The organism is Proteus sp. NMG38-2, assembly GCF_020640995.1.
GTDB lineage: Bacteria > Pseudomonadota > Gammaproteobacteria > Enterobacterales > Enterobacteriaceae > Proteus.
Genome location: NZ_CP085481.1, coordinates 1,545,431 through 1,568,104 on the forward strand (window position 1 = coordinate 1,545,431; position 22,674 = coordinate 1,568,104).

20 protein-coding genes are annotated in these 22,674 nt (G+C 35.5%); 15 read left to right on the top strand and 5 right to left on the bottom strand.

What is annotated here, in order from left to right; all coding sequences use genetic code 11:
* Positions 1 to 122: 122 nt before the first annotated feature.
* The 3 genes from yeiP to LG402_RS07240 form a co-directional block, all read right to left on the bottom strand.
* Entirely contained in the window at positions 123 to 695 is a 573-nt protein-coding gene (gene yeiP / locus LG402_RS07230; RefSeq protein ID WP_072069938.1) for an elongation factor P-like protein YeiP, read from the bottom strand.
* Positions 696 to 837: 142 nt separating this feature from the next.
* Entirely contained in the window at positions 838 to 2,079 is a 1,242-nt protein-coding gene (mtr, locus tag LG402_RS07235) for a tryptophan permease (protein ID WP_109408883.1), read from the bottom strand.
* A 286-nt stretch (positions 2,080 to 2,365) separates the two neighbouring features.
* The gene (locus tag LG402_RS07240; protein WP_109408884.1) at positions 2,366 to 2,782 is read right to left on the bottom strand and encodes a nucleotide triphosphate diphosphatase NUDT15; all 417 of its coding nucleotides are present in this window, start codon (positions 2,780 to 2,782) and stop codon (positions 2,366 to 2,368) included.
* A gap of 186 nt (positions 2,783 to 2,968) precedes the next feature.
* Between LG402_RS07240 and fruK the strand changes: the two genes are divergently transcribed.
* Complete coding sequence (gene fruK, locus LG402_RS07245; RefSeq protein WP_227336696.1) at positions 2,969 to 3,907, top strand: 1-phosphofructokinase; 939 nt, start codon at positions 2,969 to 2,971, stop codon at positions 3,905 to 3,907.
* 46 nt (positions 3,908 to 3,953) lie between these two features.
* Here the strand turns inward: fruK and nfo are convergent, their stop codons facing one another.
* Together nfo and LG402_RS07255 are read right to left on the bottom strand one after the other, a co-directional pair.
* Positions 3,954 to 4,796 carry a deoxyribonuclease IV gene (gene nfo, locus LG402_RS07250; RefSeq protein WP_166540635.1) on the bottom strand — a complete coding sequence of 281 codons (843 nt, stop codon included), beginning with the start codon at positions 4,794 to 4,796 and terminating at the stop codon, positions 3,954 to 3,956.
* A gap of 168 nt (positions 4,797 to 4,964) precedes the next feature.
* The gene (locus LG402_RS07255) at positions 4,965 to 6,059 is read right to left on the bottom strand and encodes a YeiH family protein (RefSeq protein WP_227336697.1); all 1,095 of its coding nucleotides are present in this window, start codon (positions 6,057 to 6,059) and stop codon (positions 4,965 to 4,967) included.
* Positions 6,060 to 6,243: 184 nt separating this feature from the next.
* Here LG402_RS07255 and yieE point away from each other — a divergent pair, with 184 nt between their 5' ends.
* The 14 genes from yieE (at position 6,244) to LG402_RS07320 (ending at position 22,667) form a co-directional block, all read left to right on the top strand.
* Positions 6,244 to 7,137 (top strand): DNA-binding transcriptional regulator YeiE, encoded by an 894-nt coding sequence (gene yieE / locus LG402_RS07260; protein WP_109408888.1) that lies wholly within the window; start codon positions 6,244 to 6,246, stop codon positions 7,135 to 7,137.
* 118 nt (positions 7,138 to 7,255) lie between these two features.
* The gene (locus LG402_RS07265) at positions 7,256 to 8,746 is read left to right on the top strand and encodes an amino acid permease (RefSeq protein WP_166540633.1); all 1,491 of its coding nucleotides are present in this window, start codon (positions 7,256 to 7,258) and stop codon (positions 8,744 to 8,746) included.
* 565 nt (positions 8,747 to 9,311) lie between these two features.
* Positions 9,312 to 10,319, top strand: coding sequence for a FecCD family ABC transporter permease (locus LG402_RS07270; RefSeq protein ID WP_409076910.1), 1,008 nt, complete (start codon positions 9,312 to 9,314; stop codon positions 10,317 to 10,319).
* Positions 10,319 to 11,101 (top strand): ABC transporter ATP-binding protein, encoded by a 783-nt coding sequence (locus tag LG402_RS07275; protein WP_166540631.1) that lies wholly within the window; start codon positions 10,319 to 10,321, stop codon positions 11,099 to 11,101. Before LG402_RS07270 ends, LG402_RS07275 begins: the two co-directional genes overlap by 1 nt.
* Before the next feature lie 166 nt (positions 11,102 to 11,267).
* Positions 11,268 to 13,262, top strand: a complete 1,995-nt coding sequence (locus LG402_RS07280) for a ligand-gated channel protein (RefSeq protein WP_166540630.1) — start codon at positions 11,268 to 11,270, stop codon at positions 13,260 to 13,262.
* Positions 13,263 to 14,028: 766 nt separating this feature from the next.
* Positions 14,029 to 14,238 carry a hypothetical protein gene (locus LG402_RS22335; RefSeq protein WP_071788546.1) on the top strand — a complete coding sequence of 70 codons (210 nt, stop codon included), beginning with the start codon at positions 14,029 to 14,031 and terminating at the stop codon, positions 14,236 to 14,238.
* Positions 14,228 to 15,607, top strand: coding sequence for an APC family permease (locus LG402_RS07285; protein WP_166540629.1), 1,380 nt, complete (start codon positions 14,228 to 14,230; stop codon positions 15,605 to 15,607). Before LG402_RS22335 ends, LG402_RS07285 begins: the two co-directional genes overlap by 11 nt.
* A gap of 576 nt (positions 15,608 to 16,183) precedes the next feature.
* Positions 16,184 to 16,735 carry a fimbrial protein gene (locus tag LG402_RS07290; protein WP_109408894.1) on the top strand — a complete coding sequence of 184 codons (552 nt, stop codon included), beginning with the start codon at positions 16,184 to 16,186 and terminating at the stop codon, positions 16,733 to 16,735.
* Between the two features lie 58 nt (positions 16,736 to 16,793).
* Positions 16,794 to 17,492 (top strand): molecular chaperone, encoded by a 699-nt coding sequence (locus tag LG402_RS07295; protein WP_166540628.1) that lies wholly within the window; start codon positions 16,794 to 16,796, stop codon positions 17,490 to 17,492.
* Positions 17,470 to 18,024, top strand: a complete 555-nt coding sequence (locus tag LG402_RS07300) for a fimbrial protein (protein WP_166540627.1) — start codon at positions 17,470 to 17,472, stop codon at positions 18,022 to 18,024. The genes LG402_RS07295 and LG402_RS07300 overlap by 23 nt, the downstream gene beginning before the upstream one ends.
* A 10-nt stretch (positions 18,025 to 18,034) precedes the next feature.
* On the top strand, positions 18,035 to 18,577 hold the full coding sequence (locus LG402_RS07305; protein ID WP_210813857.1) for a fimbrial protein: 543 nt from the start codon (positions 18,035 to 18,037) through the stop codon (positions 18,575 to 18,577).
* Between the two features lie 8 nt (positions 18,578 to 18,585).
* Positions 18,586 to 19,278 carry a molecular chaperone gene (locus tag LG402_RS07310; protein ID WP_227336698.1) on the top strand — a complete coding sequence of 231 codons (693 nt, stop codon included), beginning with the start codon at positions 18,586 to 18,588 and terminating at the stop codon, positions 19,276 to 19,278.
* Between the two features lie 4 nt (positions 19,279 to 19,282).
* Positions 19,283 to 20,029 carry a molecular chaperone gene (locus LG402_RS07315; protein WP_227336699.1) on the top strand — a complete coding sequence of 249 codons (747 nt, stop codon included), beginning with the start codon at positions 19,283 to 19,285 and terminating at the stop codon, positions 20,027 to 20,029.
* Between the two features lie 52 nt (positions 20,030 to 20,081).
* Entirely contained in the window at positions 20,082 to 22,667 is a 2,586-nt protein-coding gene (locus tag LG402_RS07320; RefSeq protein ID WP_227336700.1) for a fimbria/pilus outer membrane usher protein, read from the top strand.
* The last annotated feature ends 7 nt before the right edge of the window (positions 22,668 to 22,674 follow it).

The following is a 22,674-nucleotide window of genomic DNA, read 5'->3' on the forward strand; positions in this document are numbered from 1 at the left end:
GATAAAAGTAACAAAGATAAACAAGTCAAATAATCGTTTGTCACATTGGGTTTCTTACGATTATCTGACCTATTTAGAGCAACATTAGCAATACGCTAATGAGTAGATGTTTTGACTATTGATTAGTCAGCTCGTCCCATATAGCGACGTTCTGCAATATGGATACGCACTTTATCGCCAGTAGAAAGATACTCAGGAACCTGAATAACTAATCCTGTTGGTAATGTTGCCGGTTTAGTACGCGCACTTGCTGATGCACCTTTAATACCTGGAACAGTTTCAACAATTTCCATATCAACAGTTTGTGGCAGCTCTAATGCTAAAACCTGACCATCCATTGTTAATACTTGCATTCCCGCTAAGCCTTCTTCAGGAATAAACAGTAATTCATCTTCGATTTGATCTTTTTTGAAGGTATAAGGAGTGTAATCTTCGTTGTCCATAAAGATATACTCATCACCATCAATGTAAGAAAAGCTAACAGCACGGCGAGTTAAGTTGATGGTATCAACCATATCATCGCCTTTAAAACGTTCTTCTACTTTTTGGCCTGTACGGATATCGGTAAAACGCATTTTATACAGAGTACTTGCGCCTCGAGCACTTGGTGCTTGAATATCGATATCTTTTACCAGTAATAATTTGTTGTTATAACTAACAGCCATACCACGCTTAATTTCATTGGCTTTTGCCATATAAAACCTTCCATTAAATAACATTGATGATAATGGCGACAAAATTACTCGCAGTGCAGAAACTTGGCAAGTTATTCACGTAATTTTTTTATAAGATTTGATGAAAAAATAAAGCCAGCAATGCTGGCTTTTAGTGAAGTGATTAGCGGTAGATAGGAAGAAGATTAAAGTTTGCTAAAATATGTGCGCTAGCATTGATGATGCCAAACAAAATAACAAATCCAATCATAAACATACCACCTGGAGCCTTAAAGCTCTGACCTTGATGACGTTGGCGACTGGCTTTTGCCATTAAGGCTGGAATAATTGCAGCCCAAATAGTTGCTGCGAGTCCTGCAAATCCAATGGCATATAAGAAACCATCAGGGAAAATAATAGCTAAAATAGTCGGTGGTATAAACGTCACAAGTGCAGATTTAAATCGACCACTTCCTGTATTGGAAAATTTAAAGAAATCCGCTAAGTAATCGAATAATCCTAATGAAACACCTAAGAATGAGCTTGCTAATGCCATATAAGAGAACAAATCTAGTAACAGTGATACAGTCGCATTGGCAGTTGTTGAACGCATTTGTGCTAATAAATTACCAATATTCCCACCATCAGCAATGACTTGCTTGAATCCTTCACGAGGAATATTACCTTGTACAACAAACTGCCATAAAATATAAATTGCCAGTGAAATCAGTGTACCAATCAACAAGCTTTTCATGACGGCTTTGCCATCTTTACGGTAATACGTTACTAAGCCTGGAATATTGCCATGATAACCAAATGAGGTCAGTAAGTAAGGGAGTGCAGCTAAAGCATAAGGCAAGTAACTCGCATTACTTTCATTTGTATTAAATAACACAGGCATTTTTACTTCTGTAAATAATCCACCAATGGCTAATACAAAAGCAATTACCATACCGCCAATTAAAATGGTGCTTAATCTATCCACTGCACGTGTTGATAACCAAACAAAGAAGGCAACAATTAATGCAAAGACTAAGCCCGCAATAGCTTGCGATACACTGATGATGCCTGCAAAATTTTGTACGATAATGGAGCTACCCGCAGAAATATAAGCGTAAGTTAAAATATAAAGAACAAACGCAATGGAAAGCCCATTAATAGTGCTCCAGCCTTTTCCTAATAGATCTTTGGTGATGGTGTGAAAACTTGAACCTAGAGGATAATGAAGATTCACTTCTAAGATCATTAATCCCGACATAAATAGGCAAAACCAAGTATAAATTAACAAAAAAATAGACCCGGTAAACCAGACACCGGAAGTCACAATCGGAATGGAAAACATGCCAGCACCGACAGCGGTGCCTGCAATGATCATTGCGCCACCAAGTATGGATGGACGCTTTGTTATTGATGTGACTTCTGACATAAGATGTCCTTATTAAATTGACTCAATGTACTAGCTTGATGGTGTAAAGAATACACGTTTGTATTCAGAGTGTAAATAGAGGTTATTGTGCTTTATAAAAGAAAAAAGTGAGTAAAAATAATACAGTAGAAGGGGGCGATCATATAAATCAATAGATTAGTGTAAGCATTATCAGAAATGATAAAGAAATTGAGAGTTAAATAAGTGGTTTTTTAAGCAAGATTAAACGTTGAAACCATTATTCTGAACAAAAATTATTCAGAATAATGAAAGTGATAGGAGAAAATTAGCCTTGGTAAAACTGTTTGTTTTTCCATAATGTAATGGAATTACGGCTGGCTTCAAAATGAGGTTCAGGTAAATCATTCGGTGAACACCAGCGGATCTCAGAACATTTGTCTGGCTCCATTAATTTGGGCTCATCGCCTTGGTATTGTGCAATCATGCAAATAGAAACTGTGTGTTTACCTTCTAATTGGTAAGTTTCTAAGTTATTACTAATACCAATTACTTTAGGTGATGTAATAGTAATGCCAATTTCTTCTTTTATTTCGCGAATGGCGCATTGTTCAAAAGTTTCACCATCATCGACATGACCACCAAAAATTGACCAATAAGGTGCGTGTGTGCCACAGCGTTTTCCTAATAACACTTCACCTTTTTCATTTACAATAATCACGCCAACACCGACCACAACTGACATTCTAGGCTCCTTATTTTTTATATAGTTATTGATAACGGATAGCTAAGTCATTTTTTATGAGCGTTATTGTCCTTGGCGAAGAGTAAGAGTCAAGGAGAACTGATGCAATTTCACTGAATTAAAGGTTAATTAGTGCTATATATAGCCCCTAAATATTCATAATAAAAACGATTGGAGAGTAAAGACATGAGTCGCCGTGTCGCTACGATCACTTTAAATCCTGCCTATGATCTTGTTGGTACTTGTTCAGCGATTGACGTAGGTGGTGTTAATTTAGTCCGAACAGCTGGACTTAATCCCGCAGGGAAAGGTAATAATGTCGCGAAAGTCTTGCGTGATTTGGGGATAGATATTACCGTCAGCGGATTTATGGGACGCGAAAATCAAGAAGAGTTTCAGCATTTTTTTAGTGAAAATGGGATGGCTAACCGTTTTTATCTGGTATCTGGCCGTACACGTATTAATGTGAAATTGACGGAAGGAAAAGGGCAGGTTACTGATTTTAATTTTTCAGGGTTTACAGTATCACCACAAGATTGGCAACGCTTTGCAGTAGACTCACTTAATTGGCTGGGGCATTTTGATATGGTGGTTGTTAGTGGCAGCCTACCGAATGGTGTTGATCCTGAAGCTTTTACACAGTGGATGATTAAATTAAGGCAGTTGTGCCCTTGTATTATTTTTGATAGTAGTCGTGATGCATTAGTGGCGGGATTAAAAGCCGCACCTTGGTTAATAAAACCGAATCATAGGGAGTTAGAAGCCTGGGTTGGACATTCACTGACTGAAATGACAGATATTATTAAAGCAGCGCATCAATTGAGGGATAAGGGCATTGCACATGTTGTTATTTCATTAGGAGAAAGGGGGGCATTATGGGTAAATGCTTCAGGTGCTTGGCTAGCTAAACCACCGTATTGTGATGTCGTAAGCACTGTGGGAGCTGGTGATTCTATGGTTGCGGGATTAGTTTACGGTTTATTGATGAGCCAAACTAGTGAACATACGCTACGTTTAGCAACGGCCATCTCTGCGTTATCTGTGAGTCAGCCTGATGTTGGAATTAAAGATAGAAGTCAACTTGCTCAGATGATGACTAAAATTGAGTTAACACCAATTAAATAATGCTCTTTGCGGTTTATTTTGAGATAAACCGCAAAGAATACCAAATTTAGGTTTGTTGTGATTTTAACCAGGCAATTTCATCAGGCCAAATATCAGGATTAATTGTTTCTAAAATTAGTGGAATACCATCAAAACGCTTATCCTGCATAATATAGCTAAAAGGTACTTTACCAATATTACCTTCGCCTAAGCTATGGTGACGGTCAACTCGACTTGCTAGTTCACTTTTAGCATCATTTAAGTGCATCGCTTTTAAGTATTGAAAGCCGACGATTTTTTCAAATTCTGCAAAGGTTTTTTCACACTCTTCATGGGTTCTTAAATCATAACCAGCAGCGAAGGTGTGACAAGTATCAATACAAACACCAACGCGAGATTTATCTTCAACACCGTCAATAATCGCCGCAAGATGTTCGAAACGATAACCCAAATTAGTGCCTTGGCCAGCTGTATTTTCAATAACGGCAGTAACATTTTTTGTTTTTTCTAAAGTGATGTTGATTGACTGAGCTATTTTTTGTAAGCACTTATCAACATCAATTTTATTTAAGTGGCTACCAGGATGAAAATTAAGTAATTCAATGCCAAGTTGTTCGCAACGTTGCATTTCATCTAGAAATGCGTCTCTTGATTTTTCAAGCGCTTCTTCTTCAGGATGGCCTAAATTAATTAGATAACTGTCATGGGGTAAAATTTGAGAAGGGCCATAACCATAAAGTTCACAGTTCTTTTTAAATTTATCAATGACTTCTGTGGATAATGGTGCGGCTTTCCACTGGCGCTGGTTTTTAGTAAAAAGAGCAAACGCAGTGGCTTTGATTTCATGTGCGCGTAATACCGCCTGATCAACACCACCAGCAGCACTGACATGTGCGCCAACAAATTTCATTATTTCTCTCCTTAGATTTATTTTACACCATGATAACAAACATACAGCATATAACATAATATTGAGGTGATAAAAGCAAAAAAGCGCAACTAAGAATAGTTGCGCAATAATGAAAAGAACTTCTCAAGGCGAAATTTTAAAGGGGATGAATTTTTATCGATATTCCTATTAAGGCATCAACACAGTTTGAATAAAGATATTAATTATCACACCACCAAGGGTTAACCAGAAGAATAAGAATAAAGCTAACAATAACGGTTTGACGCCTGCTTGTCGGATAGCGCTAATATGTGTTGTTAAACCTAATGCCACCATTGCCATTGCTAATAGAATGGTATCGATAGTAACAATGTAACTAACAATAGACGCTGGAATTAAATTTAAAGAGTTAAAGCCAGCCATTAAAATAAAAAATACGGCAAACCAAGGAATAGTGATTGGGCTTTTTTCAGCTACTTGTGCGCCATTGTTTGCCTTGCTTTTCTTTTTACTTAAATAAGTTGAAAGAATAATTAAGAATGGTGCCAACATCATTACGCGGATCATTTTACTAATAACGGCTGCATTTTCAGCGTCAGGGCTAATTGAGTGTCCTACGGCAACGACTTGAGCTACTTCATGGATGGTTGAACCTGAAAAAATACCAAAGGTTTCTTCTGTAAATGGTAACCAGCCAGCAAATGCATTTAAGTGATAGAACCAAGGATAAAGGAAAATACCAATAGTCCCAAAAATCACAACAGTAGATACCGCAACAGCTACTTGGCTTGCTTGTGCTTTAACAACCGGCTCTGTCGCCATAACAGCCGCCGCACCACAAATACTGCTACCCGCACCAATTAAGATCACTGTTTGTTCATCTAAGCCGAAATATTTTCGACCAATCCACATTGCAATAAGAAACGTCGATGTCAGCATAATTGCATCTATAATTAAACCCGTTGCACCCACATCGGCAATTTGCTGAAACGTCAGTCTGAAACCATACAAAATAATACCGGTGCGTAATAAATAGTGTTTGGCGAATTTGACACCGTCATCACTATAAGGTTTTGCAACAGGATAAAGCGTATTACCAATAATAATGCCGAATAAGATCGCCAGCGTTAATGCGCCTAACCCCATACTAGAAAACCAAGGAATATCACCAACATAAATAGCAAGCGCAGTTAATACACCTGTTAGTAATAAACCAGGAAGCCAGCGATAGACTGGAGTAAAACATTTTTTCGCCAATGTAATAGGTTGACTTTGCTCTGACATAGAAAAACCTTGCTTATATGAATTTTGCATAAGCATATAACAATCAATCTTATTTATTAAACTCATTATTTTTATAATAATAACCAGTAAAAGTAATATGTGTGTATTTTCTTAAATGTACTTGGTATGTTACTGGTTTGTGGATAGTATGTTATTACAATGATGGCTCAAAGGTGGAATGGACATGCGAATTACGTTGCGGCAACTGGAAGTCTTTACTGAAGTTCTCAAAAGTGGTTCTACAACGCAAGCATCACAACAGCTTGCTCTATCTCAATCTGCTGTCAGTGCTTCTTTAACTGATCTAGAAAGCCAATTAGGGGTACAGCTTTTTGATAGGGTGGGAAAACGCCTTGTTACGAATGAACATGGTCGATTACTTTATCCCAGAGCATTATCTTTACTTGAACGTGCAATCGAAGTTGAACAACTATTTCAAGCAGGAAATGGTGCCTTACGTATTGCTGCAAGTACCACAATAGGTAATTACATTCTTCCAAAAATGCTGGGTAATTTTCATCGTAATTATCCTGATATTCCATTAGAAATGAGCATTGGTAATACAGAAGAAGTCGTTAAACTCGTGAGTGAATTCAGGGTTGATTTGGGATTAATTGAAGGTGCTTGTCAAAGTTCTGAGTTAATTAGTCAAAAATGGCTCCTAGATGAAATGGTTATTTTTTGCTCACCAGATCATCCTTTAGCTAAAGCAGCAAAAGTGACTTTAGCTGATTTACAATCAGCACCTTGGATCTTGCGAGAAAATGGTTCAGGGACTCGAGATGTTCTTAATCATCTTCTTTTTGCTTCTTTACCAGGCTATCGCATTGAAATGGAATTAGGTAATTCAGAAGCGATAAAACACGCAGTTATGTATGAAATGGGTATCAGTTGTTTATCTCGTCGAGTTATTGAGGAACAGATTAATAACGGTTCATTAAAAGAGATAAAAGTAGAAGGATTGGCATTACAACGTACCTTATATCTGGTTTATCATCGCCAAAAACATGTCTCTGATGCACTGAAAAAATTGCTGACATATTGTAATGCTGAACACTTAATCGGCAATTTTTCATAAATTGCTAATAATTGACGCCCGATTATGAAGGTATCTTATAATCATGGATCCTTGCTATTCACGAACGACAGATTTGCTACAATCCTCGTCAGAAAAGTGAATATAAAAGTGGAATGTTATGTCAGAACAACAAAAAAGTACTGCTAAGTCGGGCGCAGTACAGCAGACTTTGCGCCGAGAATTAAAGGCGCGACATTTAGCGATGATCGCTATTGGTGGTTCAATTGGTACAGGACTTTTTGTCGCATCGGGGGCTACTGTTGCTCAAGCAGGGCCAGGTGGGGCATTACTCTCTTATGCTTTAATTGGGCTGATGGTCTATTTTCTAATGACAAGCCTTGGTGAGTTAGCCGCATTTATGCCCGTATCCGGCTCTTTCTCAACTTACGGTTCTAAGTATGTAGAAGAAGGCTTTGGTTTCGCATTAGGTTGGAACTATTGGTACAACTGGGCAGTTACTATTGCTGTTGACCTTGTTGCTGCACAATTAGTGATGCTCTATTGGTTCCCTGATGTTGATGGTTGGATCTGGAGTGCTCTATTCCTTTGCGTTATATTCTTGCTTAACTATATCTCTGTAAAAGGATTTGGTGAGGCTGAATATTGGTTCTCTTTGATCAAAGTTTCCACTGTGATTATCTTTATTATTGTGGGTATTGCGATGATCACTGGTATTATGAAAGGGGCTGAAAACGCAGGCTGGCATAACTGGGAAATTGGAGATGCACCTTTTGCAGGTGGATTTGCAGCTATGATTGGTGTCGCAATGATTGTTGGTTTCTCATTCCAAGGTACAGAATTAATTGGTATCGCGGCGGGAGAATCTAAAGATCCAGCTAAAAATATTCCAAAGGCTGTGCGTAAAGTTTTCTGGCGTATTTTGCTGTTCTATATCTTTGCTATTCTAATTATTAGCTTAATTATTCCTTATACTGATCCAAGTTTATTACGTAATGATGTTGGCGATATCAGCGTTAGCCCATTCACGTTAGTCTTTAAAAATGCTGGATTACTGTCTGCAGCAGCAATTATGAATGCTGTCATTTTAACGGCGGTTCTTTCTGCGGGTAACTCAGGCATGTATGCCTCAACTCGGATGCTATTTACACTGGCAAGAGAAGGCAAAGCACCAAAATGTTTTGGCAAATTGTCTAAAAATGGTGTGCCACGTAATGCACTTTATGCAACAACTGTTGTTGCGGGCCTGTGTTTCTTAAGCTCAATGTATGGAAACCAAACTGTCTACTTGTGGTTATTAAACACGTCAGGAATGACGGGTTTTATTGCATGGTTAGGCATTGCAATTAGTCATTATCGTTTCCGTAAAGGTTATGTAGCACAAGGGCGTGATTTAAATGATTTACCTTATCGCTCTGGTTTCTTCCCAATTGGTCCAATTTTTGCCTTTGTACTGTGCCTAATTATTACATTAGGTCAAAATTACCAAGCGTTTTTGGAAGATACAATTGATTGGTATGGTGCTATTGCAACGTATATTGGTATCCCATTATTTTTGTTAATCTGGTTTACTTATAAAATTGTGAAGAAAACTCGTTTTATTCGTTATAACGAAATGGAATTTCCAACACATATTGCGAATAAAAAATAACCGATAATTCAGTATATTGAGACGCCCGCTTTGTGATCTAAATCACATTAAAGCGGGCGTTTTTTTATTTTCCAATCTAATCATTATAAAAAATATACAAAAGCTTCAATTATATTAGCAATCGTATTGATAATTATTATTATTTGCTTTATTGTTAGCGCGTATTTAATTTGTGAACTAATAAAATAACAGCGCTATTGATTGTAAATATTATGCTAAATGTAATGAGCCTGATAATAATTAGTCCTCTTATCTCTCAGTATTACAGATCAATAGCCTATCGCATTGTAATAATTTACACAGCGAATATGTTTCACCGTATAATAATTTAGCGACTCATTTCTTTGTTAGATAAATTGTCCCAGATTGATAATTTGCTTCATAGCAATAAAAAGCATCTGATGAGTTGTACGGTATGCTTTTGCCAACGTAAACGCAGGTAAGAGCAGAAGAACGTAAAAAAAGACTAGGTACAACAATTGATATGAGCATTATGTCAGAGCGACTTACCGCAGAAGAACAAGCAAAAAGCACATCCGATAATGTAAAAGTACATTATCGGAAAATGATGAGTAAGCGCATGTTATGGTTAGGTGTGATTGTTTTAATTATTTGTGGTTCGGTGGTGTTAGATTTCACCATGGGGCCTTCAGGTTTATCGCTAGATAAATTATTAACAACACTGTTTCAGCCTGAGCTTGTTGATGCAGGTTCAAGAGTGATTGTATGGGATATTCGCTTACCTTATGCCTTAATGGCGGTGGTGGTAGGTATGTCGTTAGGGTTAGCTGGTGCAGAAATGCAGACTATTTTAAATAACCCTTTAGCAAGCCCATTTACATTAGGTTTATCAAATGCGGCATCATTTGGTGCGGCATTAGCTATTGTGCTCGGTATTGGTATTCCCGGAATTCCTGATCAATGGTTTATTTCAGCCAATGCATTTCTTTTTGCGTTGTTATCAGCCTTGTTATTGGATGGAATTACACGTTGGACTCGTGTTCCGACATCTGGTGTTGTACTTTTTGGTATTGCCATGGTGTTTACTTTCAACGCATTGGTTTCAATGATGCAATTTATTGCGACAGAAGACACTCTTCAAGGACTTGTTTTCTGGACAATGGGAAGTTTAGCGCGTGCAACATGGGTAAAACTTGGTGTTATGGCTGGGGCTTTTGCTGTCATTATGGTGATTTCATGGCTAAGTTCATGGAAACTAACCGCATTGCGATTAGGTGAAGACAGGGCGATTAGCTTTGGTATTGATGTAAAACGCTTAAGATTAGGCTCATTGTTACGGATCAGTATTTTAACGGCACTGGCTGTTGCTTTTGTTGGACCTATTGCTTTTATTGGGTTAGTTGCACCTCATATTGCCCGTATGATGTTTGGTGAAGATCATCGTTTCTATTTACCAGCAAGCGCATTAATCGGTGCTTTAGTTTTATCATTGGCGTCGATTGCATCTAAAAATTTAATACCTGGTGTTATTATTCCTGTTGGTATCGTGACATCGCTGGTGGGTGTGCCATTTTTCCTCAGCATGATTTTACGTCATAGAGGGAATATCTAATGATTGAAGGATTAAAAATTCAAGATTTTAGTGCTGGCTATGCTAAACATCTCATCATTAAGGCACTTGATGTTGAGCCATTACCTAAAGGAAAGGTTACCGTACTATTGGGGCCAAATGGGAGTGGAAAATCAACATTATTAAGAGCATTAGCTGGATTAAATAAATCATCAGGTGTTGTCAGTTTAGATGGAAATGATCTAGCTTCGATGAATTTCGCACAACGAGCTCAAAATGTCGTCTATTTACCACAAACATTGCCTGCGGGTGTTCATTTACATGTTTTAGAATCCATTATTGTGGCGCAGCGTGCTTCCGGTGGATTACATAATGAACATAGTGAAGCTCAGGTAATGCACCTATTACGTCAATTAGGTATTGAGCATTTAGCGTTACGTTATTTAGATGAGTTGTCGGGTGGCCAAAAACAATTAGTTGGGCTCGCCCAATCATTGATTAGACAACCCTCTTTATTATTATTGGACGAGCCGTTGAGCGCATTAGATCTTAATTACCAATATCATGTAATGGATTTAGTCGCTAAAGAGACACACCGTAGAAATATTATTACTGTTGTTGTTGTCCACGATATTAATATCGCCTTACGACATGGCGAACATGTATTAATGTTAAAACAAGGGCAATTAATTGCGCAAGGTGCGCCAGATAAAGTTATTACAGCACAAAGCCTTGCTGATGTTTACGGTGTTCAAGGTAGATTGGAATATTGTTCACAAGGAATACCTCAAATTATTATTGATGGTTTAGTGGATAAAATATAGAGAAGCAAAAGAGAAAAGAAATAAATATAGGGATGCAGTAAATAGGGATATAAAAATAATATTAAAATAACCAAGGGTAATTAAATTATTACCCTAATTTCTGAGCAATTGTCGATCTGTCCATCTATATAAAACGTAAAGAATATATATTCTTGGAGAATCGGGAATGGTAGTGTTAAATAAAAATAAAATCGCGCTTAGTGTTGTTGCTGCAATTGCATCTAGTTTTGTTATGACTGCAACAGCTGAAAATGTAGAAAAACTACTTGTTACAACTGCTTCTGGGTTTAAACAAACCGTTGAAGATGCGCCTGCATCGGTTTCTGTTGTTACTCGTGAACAATTAGAAACTAAGTCTTATCGTGATGTAACTGATGCGCTAAAAGATGTTCCTGGCGTATTAGTGACAGGCGGTGGAAGTAGTTCTGATATCAGTATTCGTGGTATGGATGCAAAATATACCATGATCTTGGTTGATGGTAAGCGTATTGCCTCGCGTGAAACGCGTCCTAATAGTGATAACTCGGGTATTGAACAAGGTTGGTTACCGCCTTTACCTGCCATTGAACGTATTGAAATTGTACGTGGCTCAATGTCTTCTTTATATGGTTCAGATGCAATGGGTGGGGTTATCAATATTATCACTCGTAAAGCGCAAAAAGAGTGGAACTTTAGCTTACGTGCAGATACCACATTAACTGAACGTAAAAACGAAGGTAATACGGGACAAGGCAGTTTCTATGCTGCAGGACCATTAGTTGAAAATCTTTTAGGTTTAAAAGTTCAAGGCCAATATTCACATCGTGGTGAAGATAAACGCGTTGATGGTTATAATCGCCAAATTATGTCAAGTGGTGGTGGTACATTAAGTTGGACACCAGATGAGCAAAATACGATTGATTTTGAATTTAAAAAAGATAATCAGCATCGTGATTACCGCAAAGGTTATTCTGATACTGCTGATGGTTTTTCTAAGTACGAATTAACCCATTATGCATTAACTCATGATGGTGTTTATGATTTTGGTACCATGAATACTTATGTTCAGCGTGATGAAAACCGAAATCCATCTCGCAAAATGGATTATGACGATACAGTTGTGCGTAACCAAACTGTCTTTGCTTTAGGGGATCATACTTTAAGTGTAGGGGGGCAATACCGCTATGAAGAACTTAAAGATGATGGTAATAAGATAGATGGTGGTAATAAATTAGATCGCTATAGTTGGGCACTATTTGCTGAAAATGAATGGGCAATGACCAACGATTTCGCTTTAACTGGCGGTCTACGTATGGATAAAGACGAAAACTACGGTACTCACTGGACACCACGAGTTTATGGCGTATGGCATATGGCTGATGAATGGACGTTAAAAGGTGGAGTCTCTACCGGTTATCGTTCACCTGATTTACGCCAAGCAACGAAAACTTGGGGACAAGCAACGGGTGGTCGTAATGGTAATGGGGTGATTTATGGTAACCCAGATTTGAAACCAGAAAAATCAGTTACGGAAGAAATCAGTCTGATCTGGGATAATAGAGAAAATTTATCTGCAAGTGTAACCGTTTATAATACTGAATTTAAAGATAAGATCACAGAAGTCCGTCGTTGTGATAGCACAGTAGATAAAAATGGCAATAAAAAGAATGTCAATTTACGTGACTGTAATAGACCTGAAGATGGTTTAAGTAACGGCAAAGAATACGATTTTGTTAGTGATAGAATAAACGTTGGTAAAGCCAATATGCGTGGTGTTGAGGTTACGGGAAACTGGATTATTTCACCAGAATGGAATATTGCTGCTAACTATACCTTTACAGATACTGAGCAAAAAAGCGGTGATTTTAAAGGTAAGCCTTTAAATAAACAGCCTCGCCATATGGCTAATGCGACCCTAAATTGGGAAACCACGCCAGAAATGGAAACATGGGCGCGTATTAACTTCCGTGGTAAAACATCGGATTATTTATCACGCACCAGTATGGCAAATGGTACACCATCTTATGCATTTGTTGATGTTGGTACTAGCTACAGCTTAACCAAACAATTAAATGTAATTGGTGGTGTTTATAACGTATTTGACCGTCGTATTGAACGTGATAACTTTGGTTCAACCTTAGAAGGTCGTCGTTACAATATTGGTCTGAACTACAACTTCTAATTAATTACCCTCGGTTTGTGTCATTAAGACTCCACTTGTGGAGTCTTTTTTTATGATTCATTTCTTTTTATTTGTTCAAAATTAATACTGGAAAATTTAAATATTGAGGTTTATATTTAGCTTATAAATCATCTTATCAATCGCTTTATTCTGACTACTAGATTGTTATTTCTACGTATTATTTATCGTTTTTTCCTTAATTTGTTTAATTACATTTTTATTGTGCGAAATAGACCTATAAAAAACAGGTGTTTTTTATTAAAAAAATGTTTTTTTGAAAAATAGAAATGGTTTTTAACAAAAATATAGCATTAATCTTATTAATGTATTTTAAATGCTTTATTTTGATGGTTTGATATTGACAGTAATTCTAAATTATCTATTAGTCTTTATTTATCAAATGGTTGAGGGGTTATTTTTTTAATTTTAATTCTATCTTCCTAAATGTTTACATCTTAGTGTTTGTGATAAAATCACAATAATTGTTAATTAAATGTGGCGTTATATGTTGACTTAGTTTGCGAATTGAAAAGATCGTAAAAAAAGAGGGCTTTTTGATGAAAATGTATTGCTATTTAAGTCTGAGACGTGCAAAATGCGCCCACTAAAAATATGACTGATGCGTTTAAAGTGCATCGGTTTTTTTTTGCATTTTTACTTATTACTACACCAAGAGGTCAGATTCATTTGAGTCTGAATAGATAACATAATTTGATTAGCAGCCAGCCCCTTAGAGAAAGGGTTGTCATGATAGAGGAATGCTAATATGGTACAATTATTCTCTTTCGCAGTCGGGCCAAACGGCACCTGCGGTAATGATGACTACGGAGCACGGCGTCTCCTGAACACATACACATCCTTAAAAACTTCATTCTATTCTGTTTATAGGCAGATGCGAAGTCTTCCCAGTAACTGTCGGTTGAGTTTATTGAATACTCAAACCGAAGTTATGGGAGGGTTCGCGAATGTCAGATAACGTCATCTCCTCTATCGGCACTAACCAAACCGGTGCTAACAATCGAGTTCAACTACGTAAAACCTTGACACTAATGCAGGTAGTCATGATGGGGCTTGCTTTTTTACAGCCTATGACTATTTTCGATACATTTGGTATCGTTTCTGGCATTACCAATGGCCACGTAGCAACATCGTATGCAATTGCTTTAATTGCAATTTTATTTACCGCAGTAAGTTATGGAAAATTAGTTAAGCGCTTTCCATCAGCTGGCTCGGCGTATACTTATGCTCAGAAATCCATGAGTCCTTATGTGGGCTTTATGGTGGGTTGGTCATCTTTACTCGACTATTTATTTATGCCAATGATCAACATTTTATTGGCGAAAATCTATTTACAAGCAATATTCCCGGGCGTTGAACCGTGGATCTTTGTATTTGGTTTAGTGGCCTTAATGACGTTCTTTAACCTACGTGGTATTAACGTTGTTGCTAACTTAAATACAGCAATTGTTATTGTGCAAGTTGCAGTAATGGTTGTGTTTGTAGGGTTACTTATTCACGGCGTATATAATGGAGAAGGTGCAGGGGAGTTATGGACCTTTAGACCATTTGCGTCTGTTGATGCGCAAGTCATACCTATGATAACCGGAGCAACAATACTCTGCTTCTCATTCTTAGGTTTTGACGGTATCAGTACATTGTCAGAAGAGACGCCAAATGCAGGTAAAGTTATCCCTAAAGCGATTTTCTTAACAGCGCTGATTGGTGGGATTATCTTTATTGCGGTTTCTTACTTTTTACAACTGTATTTCCCAGATATTTCACGATTCAAAAATCCAGAAGAATCACAACCAGAAATAATGCTGTATGTTGCAGGTGCTTTATTCCAGTCCATTATTTTAGTGTTCTCTTGCGTAACAGTATTAGCGTCTGGTATGGCGGCTCATGCTGGTGTTGCTCGTTTACTTTATGTAATGGGACGTGATGGGGTATTCCCAGAGAAGACTTTTGGCTATGTACACCCTAAATGGCGTACTCCTGCATTTAACGTATTATTAGTGGGTTTCTTAGCCTTAGGCGCAGTGTTCTTCGATTTAGTAACTGCAACGGCATTAATTAACTTTGGTGCGTTGGTTGCGTTTACTTTCGTGAACTTGTCTGTAATTTCACAGTTCTATATTCGTGAGCGCCGTAATAAAGGAATAATGGATCACATTAATTACCTGATATTACCTATTATTGGAGCAGCGACAATGGGTGTCTTGTGGATAAACCTTGAACCTGGTTCTATGGAATTAGGCCTTGTTTGGGGCGCTATTGGTATACTTTATATGGTGTGGATCACGCGTCGTTTCCGTCGTCCAATGCCGCAGATGCCAGAAAAGTAATATTCTAAGAATTGTCATAATGATAAATAAAATGGCCTCAGAAATGAGGCCATTTTTTTGTATTGAATAAACAGTATTAGAATTAAACAGGATAATAAATAACCAATTAATTGATTTATATACAATAAAATTAAGTGAATTTACCTATTCAAATAAAAAAATTAAAAATAATTTTATGTGGAAACTGAGTTTATTCTTAAGTATTTATAATTAAGTGTATTTACCTATTTTAATTAAATTAAATAATTTTTCATATTAGTTTAAATATGTCTATATATATAAAAAACAAACTTTATATATAAAAAAATATATGTTTTTATTTTTTGAGTATTATATTGATAATCAATTAAAGATTAGTTAAATATTCTAAAAATAAAGAAAACACTTTATAAATAAAGTGTTTTAAATAATTATCATTATGCAATTTTAACTCACTTTATGAGTAAACTTTGATTGCTGTGCTACTCTTTAATTAGGATTAGAAAATATATTTTCTTAATTCACATCTAATTAAGATGATTAAGAAATAATACTAATTCCAATAGGCGATTTATTTAAAAAACGAAAGGTAACAATATGTCTTTAATTAAGAAAGTTGCTCCGTTTATCGTGTTGTCTGGATTTATGGTTGCAGGTAATGCTTTTGCTGCAACACAGGGTACAACTGTGTCATTCGAAGCATTAATTCGTGCCGCAAGTTGTGATGTTTCTTCAACAACAGAAGGTTCTAGAATTGATTGGGGTACCTTCACAAGTGATGAAGTGACTGGTAAAAACGTCGGTGATCAATTAGGAGATAACAAGACGTTTAATTTAGAGCTTTCTAATTGTACAGCAGCATTAGCAGCTGATGGAACAATCAATCTTTATGCTCGTGGTAATAAATCAAACTTTGATTCTGAAATGTTTGCTAACGCAACAGCAGCTTCTTTAGCTGTAAAATTGTTAGCAACAGCAAGTAATACTTTAGTTAAACCAAATGTTGAAACAGGTCTGGTATTAGGACAAGAGATCATTAAAGACGGTACTGGTCGTATTCCGATGACTGCTGGTCTGTATTTAACAAATGGTGCAGTAACAAGTGATGAATTAAAAGTACCAGTTACTTTTACTGTTGCTTATAACTAATATTACTTAATTTTTAGAGGCTCTATCTAATAGAGCCTCTCATTAAAGAAGAAATATAATGATTAAAAATACAAATAGAATAAGAAAATTTTTTGTTATTTTACTAATGATTATATCACCACTTGCTTATTCCAAAGGTGTGGGTTTAAACGCTACACGAATTATTTATCCTGAAGGTGAGAATAGTGTAGGTGTTATCGTTCGTAATGAAGAACCAAAAATAAATTATTTGGTACAAGCCTATATTTCCTCTGATGAAAACCCAATTGTATTTCAAGTCACTCCACCTCTTTTTAGAATTAATAATTTATCAAGACATGAAGTAAAAATTTATGCCATGAGTAATTCTTTACCGAAAGATAGAGAAAGTATTTTTTATTTTCATGCAAAGATGATCCCTGGACAAAACAATAATTCTGACACAGCGGGCTTAAGTGTTGGATTTGATAATGTCATAAAGCTTTTCTACCGACCTAAAAACTTACCGATGACATCAGAGGATGCGCAAAAGAAATTAGGATTTAGTGTGGAAGGAAAACAATTAAAAGTAGTCAATAATTCCCCTTATTACATCAATTTTGCTGGGTTCTCTGTCAACAATATAAAGTTAGATGTTAGTTTAGCCAATAACAATGCCATGATCGCGCCTTATAGTTCGATAAAGTATGCCTTACCTACAGGTGTAACTAAAGGAAGTGTTCAATGGCGTACAATAGATGATTTAGGTGGATTTAATGAACATAAAGCCACATTTTAAACCAATTGTATTGGGCGCATTATTAACTTGTATCTCTTTTTATGGATATAGTGCTGTTGATGACTCTGCGGTTGTAATAGTAAAAGGCTCAGTAACAAAAGGAACGTGTGCTTTTACTTTATCAGACCAAGCGGTGAAATTTTCTCAATCAACATTAATGCAAAATGTTGATGAAATAGGTGTAAAAAAGGAAAACAAAATACCTTTTTCAGTTAATTATCTTTGCCAAGATTATGTTGATGAAACTCCTGATATGGAAGTTATTATAAAAGCGGGATCAGGAACACAAATTGCAAATAACAAAATATCGCCGGTGAATAATCCAACTAATGCGAGTTTTGCTCTATACGATTGTAAAGGTGAGCATTGTTCTTTAGTTAATTTTAATGCTGGAACAAGTTCTGTTTATATTACAACTGGAAATGGTAATAAAAATAAAGATTTTGAAGTCGAGCTCGTTAAGAAAGACAGTTCAGCGGTTAATCCCGGTACGCTAAAAGCAATATTAGCATTAACACTTATACAACCTTGAGAAAGTAAATATGAATATATTTCTATTGAAAAGGAGTTTGTTAAGTTTATTTATTACACCAGCACTATTTATTAGTTTTAGTGCTCAAAGTATTGAATTTGACTTTAAAGTGACCATTGATAAACAGACCTGTAAGCTCTCAGTTTCAGGAACAAGTAACAATGAAGTTGATTTTGGCAGTATTCAGTCGAATAAAATTAAAAATAATCTTATAGAACCTATTCCGATAAAGGTATTGCTGAGTGATTGTAAAACAAATGACTTTTTTGATACTTATGTGACAATGAAGGCAAAAAGCACTTTAAATACAATTACTTTTAATGATGATCTCAATAAAAGTTTTGGTATCAGAGTATCTAGTAAAAATAATGTTGCTCAATCTAATACTAATGCGGATTTTTTTAAATCTGAAGATACGGTTTGGAATAACATAAGTAAAGATAAATTAGAAAAAACACTTTATACCTATGTCAAATGCAAAGATCCCACAGTTTGTGATCCCGAACCTGGAGAGTTTTCAGCAACGCTAACTTTTTCGTATATCGTTGATTAAGATATTATATGAATAATTTTATTATAAAAGTTTCCATTATTTTAATATTAGCTTTTAGTTATTTTAATGCTAACGCTCAAGGGGTTAGTTTAGGCAAAACACGCGTTATTTTTTCTGAAGGTAGTTCAAGTGAAAGTGTATATATTTCTAATGATGATAATCAACCTTATTTAATACAAGCTGGCGTTACTGAAAAAATTGATGGAAATTTGTCATCTAATTTTATCGTTACTCCTCCTGTATTTCGTTTAGAAAACAAGAGCGTATCATCTTTACGTATTTTATTAAAAGATACTCAATATTTACCTAATGACAAAGAATCACTCTTTTATTTGAATACAAAAATTATACCCTCTACTAAACGGCCTAATGAAAGTGAATCACAGGAATCAAAATTAGTATTAATAACTAATTTTGTGATTAAAGTAATTTATCGACCTGAAAATATAGCAAGGCCTTCAGAACAAGATTACAAAAAAATTTTTATTAAAGAACAGGAAGGAAAATGGTTTTTAGATAACCCAACTCAATATTATATGACATTAACATCAATTAAAGTTAATAATGAAAAATATAATAAAACTTTCTTGTTAGCACCTTATAGTAAAACTGAATTGGTAGAGGTATCAATAAAAGAAGCTAGTTGGCATGTAATTAACGACTATGGTGAGTTATCAAAAGAATTCGAATATAAGGACTAATGATATGAACGTTTTAAATAGTCGTGTTTTTTCTATTATTACTTTGACATTAGGTTTTTTTTATTGCCAATTGGCATGGTCTGCTAATAATGCATTTGAATTTTCATTACAAAGAATGACATATAATGAAGGTAGTAAAAGTATTTCTATCGGCTTAAGAAATAATGAAAAAAAAGCGTATCTCGTTCAAGCTAGTATGAGATGGTTAGATGAATCTACGGGTTTACAATTAATTGATAAAAAAGAGAATCCTCCTTTTATTTTAACTCCTCTGTTACAAAAAATAGAACCTGAAGAATACTATGAGTGGGTAATTAAGTTTACTGGCTCAGAAAGTGTATTACCAACAGATAGAGAGAGTGTTTATATTTCTCAATTCAGATTAATACCATCCACATCTGAAGAAACTCCAAATGTGCAGATGAACTTTATTAGAGCATTAAACTTTAAAGTCTATTATCGGCCAAAATCTCTTGAAGGTATAAAAATAAAAGATGCAGAAAAAAAATTATCATTTTCAATTGATGGTAATAAAATAATAGCTAAAAATGACTCACCTATTTATTTAGCTTTTAACACAATAAAGATAAATGGAAAAGAGATTGAACTGCAAGAGTTATCGAAAAATGTACCTCCATTTGGTACGCAAGAATACTTATTTTTGAATGAAAAAAATATTACATCTATTCATTGGCAAGTATTAGATGAGTTTATGTTCCCATTAGATGAAAAAATGAAAACAGTAAATTAATAAATTTATAAAAATATATGTTTTTATAAAGCTAAATATTAAGAGTGTAAAAATGAATAAATCAATGGCAATGTTTAGATACAGTTTTTTTACATCACTTATTTTGTTCTCATTTAATTCTTTTGCAGAGGATTATTTTGATCCCGCTTTACTTGATGGACAATTAGGTGCATCTGCAAATGAAATTGATTTAAGCCAATTTTCACAAAAAGATGCATTACCTGAAGGTAAAATATCTTTATTAGTTTATGTCAATAATAATAACAATGGTGAGTTCATCATTAATTTGGTAAAAGGGCCTAATAATAAAGTGGTGCCTGAAATAACCAGAGAGTTATTAGATGAATTAGGTGTTAATACTAAAGTAATACCTAAGTTAAACATGTTAAAAAGCGATCAAGTGATTTATGATATTAATGAATATATTCCTGACGCATTAATAAAAGTAAATTTATCAGAATTAAAACTAATCACTAGTTTTCCTCAAATTGTTATGTCCAATGATGCCGTTGGCTATATTGATCCAGCTTCTTTTGATAGTGGTGTTTCTGCCATGTTTATCAATTATATGTTTAGTGGAGGACATTCTTCTAACGATAGCCATTTTGATAAAGTTAATAATAATGGAAAACAAAAAAATGATAATTTCTTTGCTCAACTAAGAGCTGGTTTTAATCTTTATGATTGGCGTTTACGTTCGACAATGACACAGACTTATACCCGAAATTCAAATAATGTAGAGACTCAAAGTAATAATAGTAATAAATTTTCTAATACATATCTTTCTCGTAATCTTTATTCTTTACGCTCGGAATTTATTATTGGTGAAACTACAACCGGAAATGATGTCTTTGATAGTATACCAATGAAAGGTATGCGTTTAGTTTCTAACGAACAGATGTTGCCAGCGAGTCAACAAGGTTTTGCTCCAGATGTGAGTGGGATTGCTCAATCTAATGCCCAAATTACTATCCGACAAAATGGGAATGTCATTTATCAAACTTATGTTGCACCCGGCGCATTTAAAATAACAGATCTTTACGCGAGTGGCTCCGGAGGGAACTTGGATGTCACAGTGAAAGAAGAAGATGGTTCAGAAAGGACATTTACAGTTGCTTTTTCATCATTACCCGTAATGTTAAGGCCGGGGGGTTGGAAATATGAAATTAGTACTGGGCGATTTGATGGCGGCACAACGGTTGGTTCTAAAAAAGCAGATTTTCTGCTTGCCAGTGGTATTTATGGTTTACCTCATGATGTCACTCTTTATGGTGGGTTATTAGGTGCGAAAGATTATTACGCTATTTCTTCTGGGATAGGAATTTCATTAGGTAATTGGGGGGCTCTGTCTACAGATATCACACATGCTCATGCTGATTTTAATACAATAGGCTCCCAAAATGGGCAATCTTATCGATTCCGTTATTCTAAGAATATGACCACAACAGGAACCTCTGTTGACTTAACGGCATTACGTTTTTCAACTAAAGATTATTACGATTTTAATCAATTTAATACTGAAGATTATCGGTTAAAAGACGGTACTTCACCGTGGTTAGGTGAACGAGAAAAAAGTCGTTTTACAACGTCATTATCACAATCATTAGGCAAGTACGGTAGTATTTATTTATCTGGTAGCCGTTATAATTATTGGGAACAAGATAAGAATGTTACCCAACTTACGACAGGCTATAATGGCAATATCCATGGTATTAACTTTGGCGTTAATTACAGTATTGATAGAATAAAATCAGATGATAGCTGGCCTGAAAATAGGCAAATTAGTTTTAATGTGAGCGTTCCATTTAGTGTATTTAGTAATTCGTCTGCGCTCAGTAATTTTAATAGCACTTACATGATAAACCATGATAATAATGGAAGAACTAACCAGCAAGTTGGTTTATCTGGCAGTGCATTTGATAACTCCTTATCTTATGGTGTTTCTCAATCTTGGGCTAACCAAGGCCAATCTAATAATGGCTCAGCATATGCTAATTATTCAGGTAACTACGGTACATCCTCTCTAAATTATAATTATTCAAGTGACTATTATAACGTTAATGGCAGCATGAATGGTGGTTTGCTTTTACATTCAGGTGGTTTATTGCTGGGTAGAAGTATGGGAAGTAGTATGGCCATTGTTGAAGCACCTGGAGCAAAAGGCACTGAATTAAGTTCAGGAAATGGTGCGATAAATGGACAAGGATATGCGTTATCACCATATCTTACAGAATATCGCCAAAATACAATCGCATTAAATGTTAATACATTGCCTGATAATACGACTCTACAATCCACATCTCAAAATGTAGTTCCGACAAAAGGCGCTATTGTTAAGGTTACCTTTAAAACAAAGATTGGCTTCCAAGCTATTTTAAATCTTTCTCAGAACAAAAGTGTTGTCCCATTTGGCGCTATTGCTACGTTAATTGATGCTGATAATCCTAATGATTTGAATACAGGTATTGTTGGTGAAAATGGTCAGCTTTATATGAGTGGACTTCCTGATAATGGCAAGCTGTTAGTGAAATGGGGTAATAAAAATCAACAAAGTTGCAACGTTTCATATAGTGGCTTAAGTAATATTGAAGTCAATAGCAAGCAACCACTAAGAATTTTATCTCTTTCTTGCCAATAAAAATAAT

Coding starts and splice junctions, on each gene's coding strand:
- yeiP (WP_072069938.1), bottom strand. CDS start 695: ATGGCAAAAGCCAATGAAATTAAGCGTGGTATGGCTGTTAGTTATAAC.
- mtr (WP_109408883.1), bottom strand. CDS start 2,079: ATGTCAGAAGTCACATCAATAACAAAGCGTCCATCCATACTTGGTGGC.
- LG402_RS07240 (WP_109408884.1), bottom strand. CDS start 2,782: ATGTCAGTTGTGGTCGGTGTTGGCGTGATTATTGTAAATGAAAAAGGT.
- fruK (WP_227336696.1), top strand. CDS start 2,969: ATGAGTCGCCGTGTCGCTACGATCACTTTAAATCCTGCCTATGATCTT.
- nfo (WP_166540635.1), bottom strand. CDS start 4,796: ATGAAATTTGTTGGCGCACATGTCAGTGCTGCTGGTGGTGTTGATCAG.
- LG402_RS07255 (WP_227336697.1), bottom strand. CDS start 6,059: ATGTCAGAGCAAAGTCAACCTATTACATTGGCGAAAAAATGTTTTACT.
- yieE (WP_109408888.1), top strand. CDS start 6,244: ATGCGAATTACGTTGCGGCAACTGGAAGTCTTTACTGAAGTTCTCAAA.
- LG402_RS07265 (WP_166540633.1), top strand. CDS start 7,256: ATGTCAGAACAACAAAAAAGTACTGCTAAGTCGGGCGCAGTACAGCAG.
- LG402_RS07270 (WP_409076910.1), top strand. CDS start 9,312: ATGATGAGTAAGCGCATGTTATGGTTAGGTGTGATTGTTTTAATTATT.
- LG402_RS07275 (WP_166540631.1), top strand. CDS start 10,319: ATGATTGAAGGATTAAAAATTCAAGATTTTAGTGCTGGCTATGCTAAA.
- LG402_RS07280 (WP_166540630.1), top strand. CDS start 11,268: ATGGTAGTGTTAAATAAAAATAAAATCGCGCTTAGTGTTGTTGCTGCA.
- LG402_RS22335 (WP_071788546.1), top strand. CDS start 14,029: ATGGTACAATTATTCTCTTTCGCAGTCGGGCCAAACGGCACCTGCGGT.
- LG402_RS07285 (WP_166540629.1), top strand. CDS start 14,228: ATGTCAGATAACGTCATCTCCTCTATCGGCACTAACCAAACCGGTGCT.
- LG402_RS07290 (WP_109408894.1), top strand. CDS start 16,184: ATGTCTTTAATTAAGAAAGTTGCTCCGTTTATCGTGTTGTCTGGATTT.
- LG402_RS07295 (WP_166540628.1), top strand. CDS start 16,794: ATGATTAAAAATACAAATAGAATAAGAAAATTTTTTGTTATTTTACTA.
- LG402_RS07300 (WP_166540627.1), top strand. CDS start 17,470: ATGAACATAAAGCCACATTTTAAACCAATTGTATTGGGCGCATTATTA.
- LG402_RS07305 (WP_210813857.1), top strand. CDS start 18,035: ATGAATATATTTCTATTGAAAAGGAGTTTGTTAAGTTTATTTATTACA.
- LG402_RS07310 (WP_227336698.1), top strand. CDS start 18,586: ATGAATAATTTTATTATAAAAGTTTCCATTATTTTAATATTAGCTTTT.
- LG402_RS07315 (WP_227336699.1), top strand. CDS start 19,283: ATGAACGTTTTAAATAGTCGTGTTTTTTCTATTATTACTTTGACATTA.
- LG402_RS07320 (WP_227336700.1), top strand. CDS start 20,082: ATGAATAAATCAATGGCAATGTTTAGATACAGTTTTTTTACATCACTT.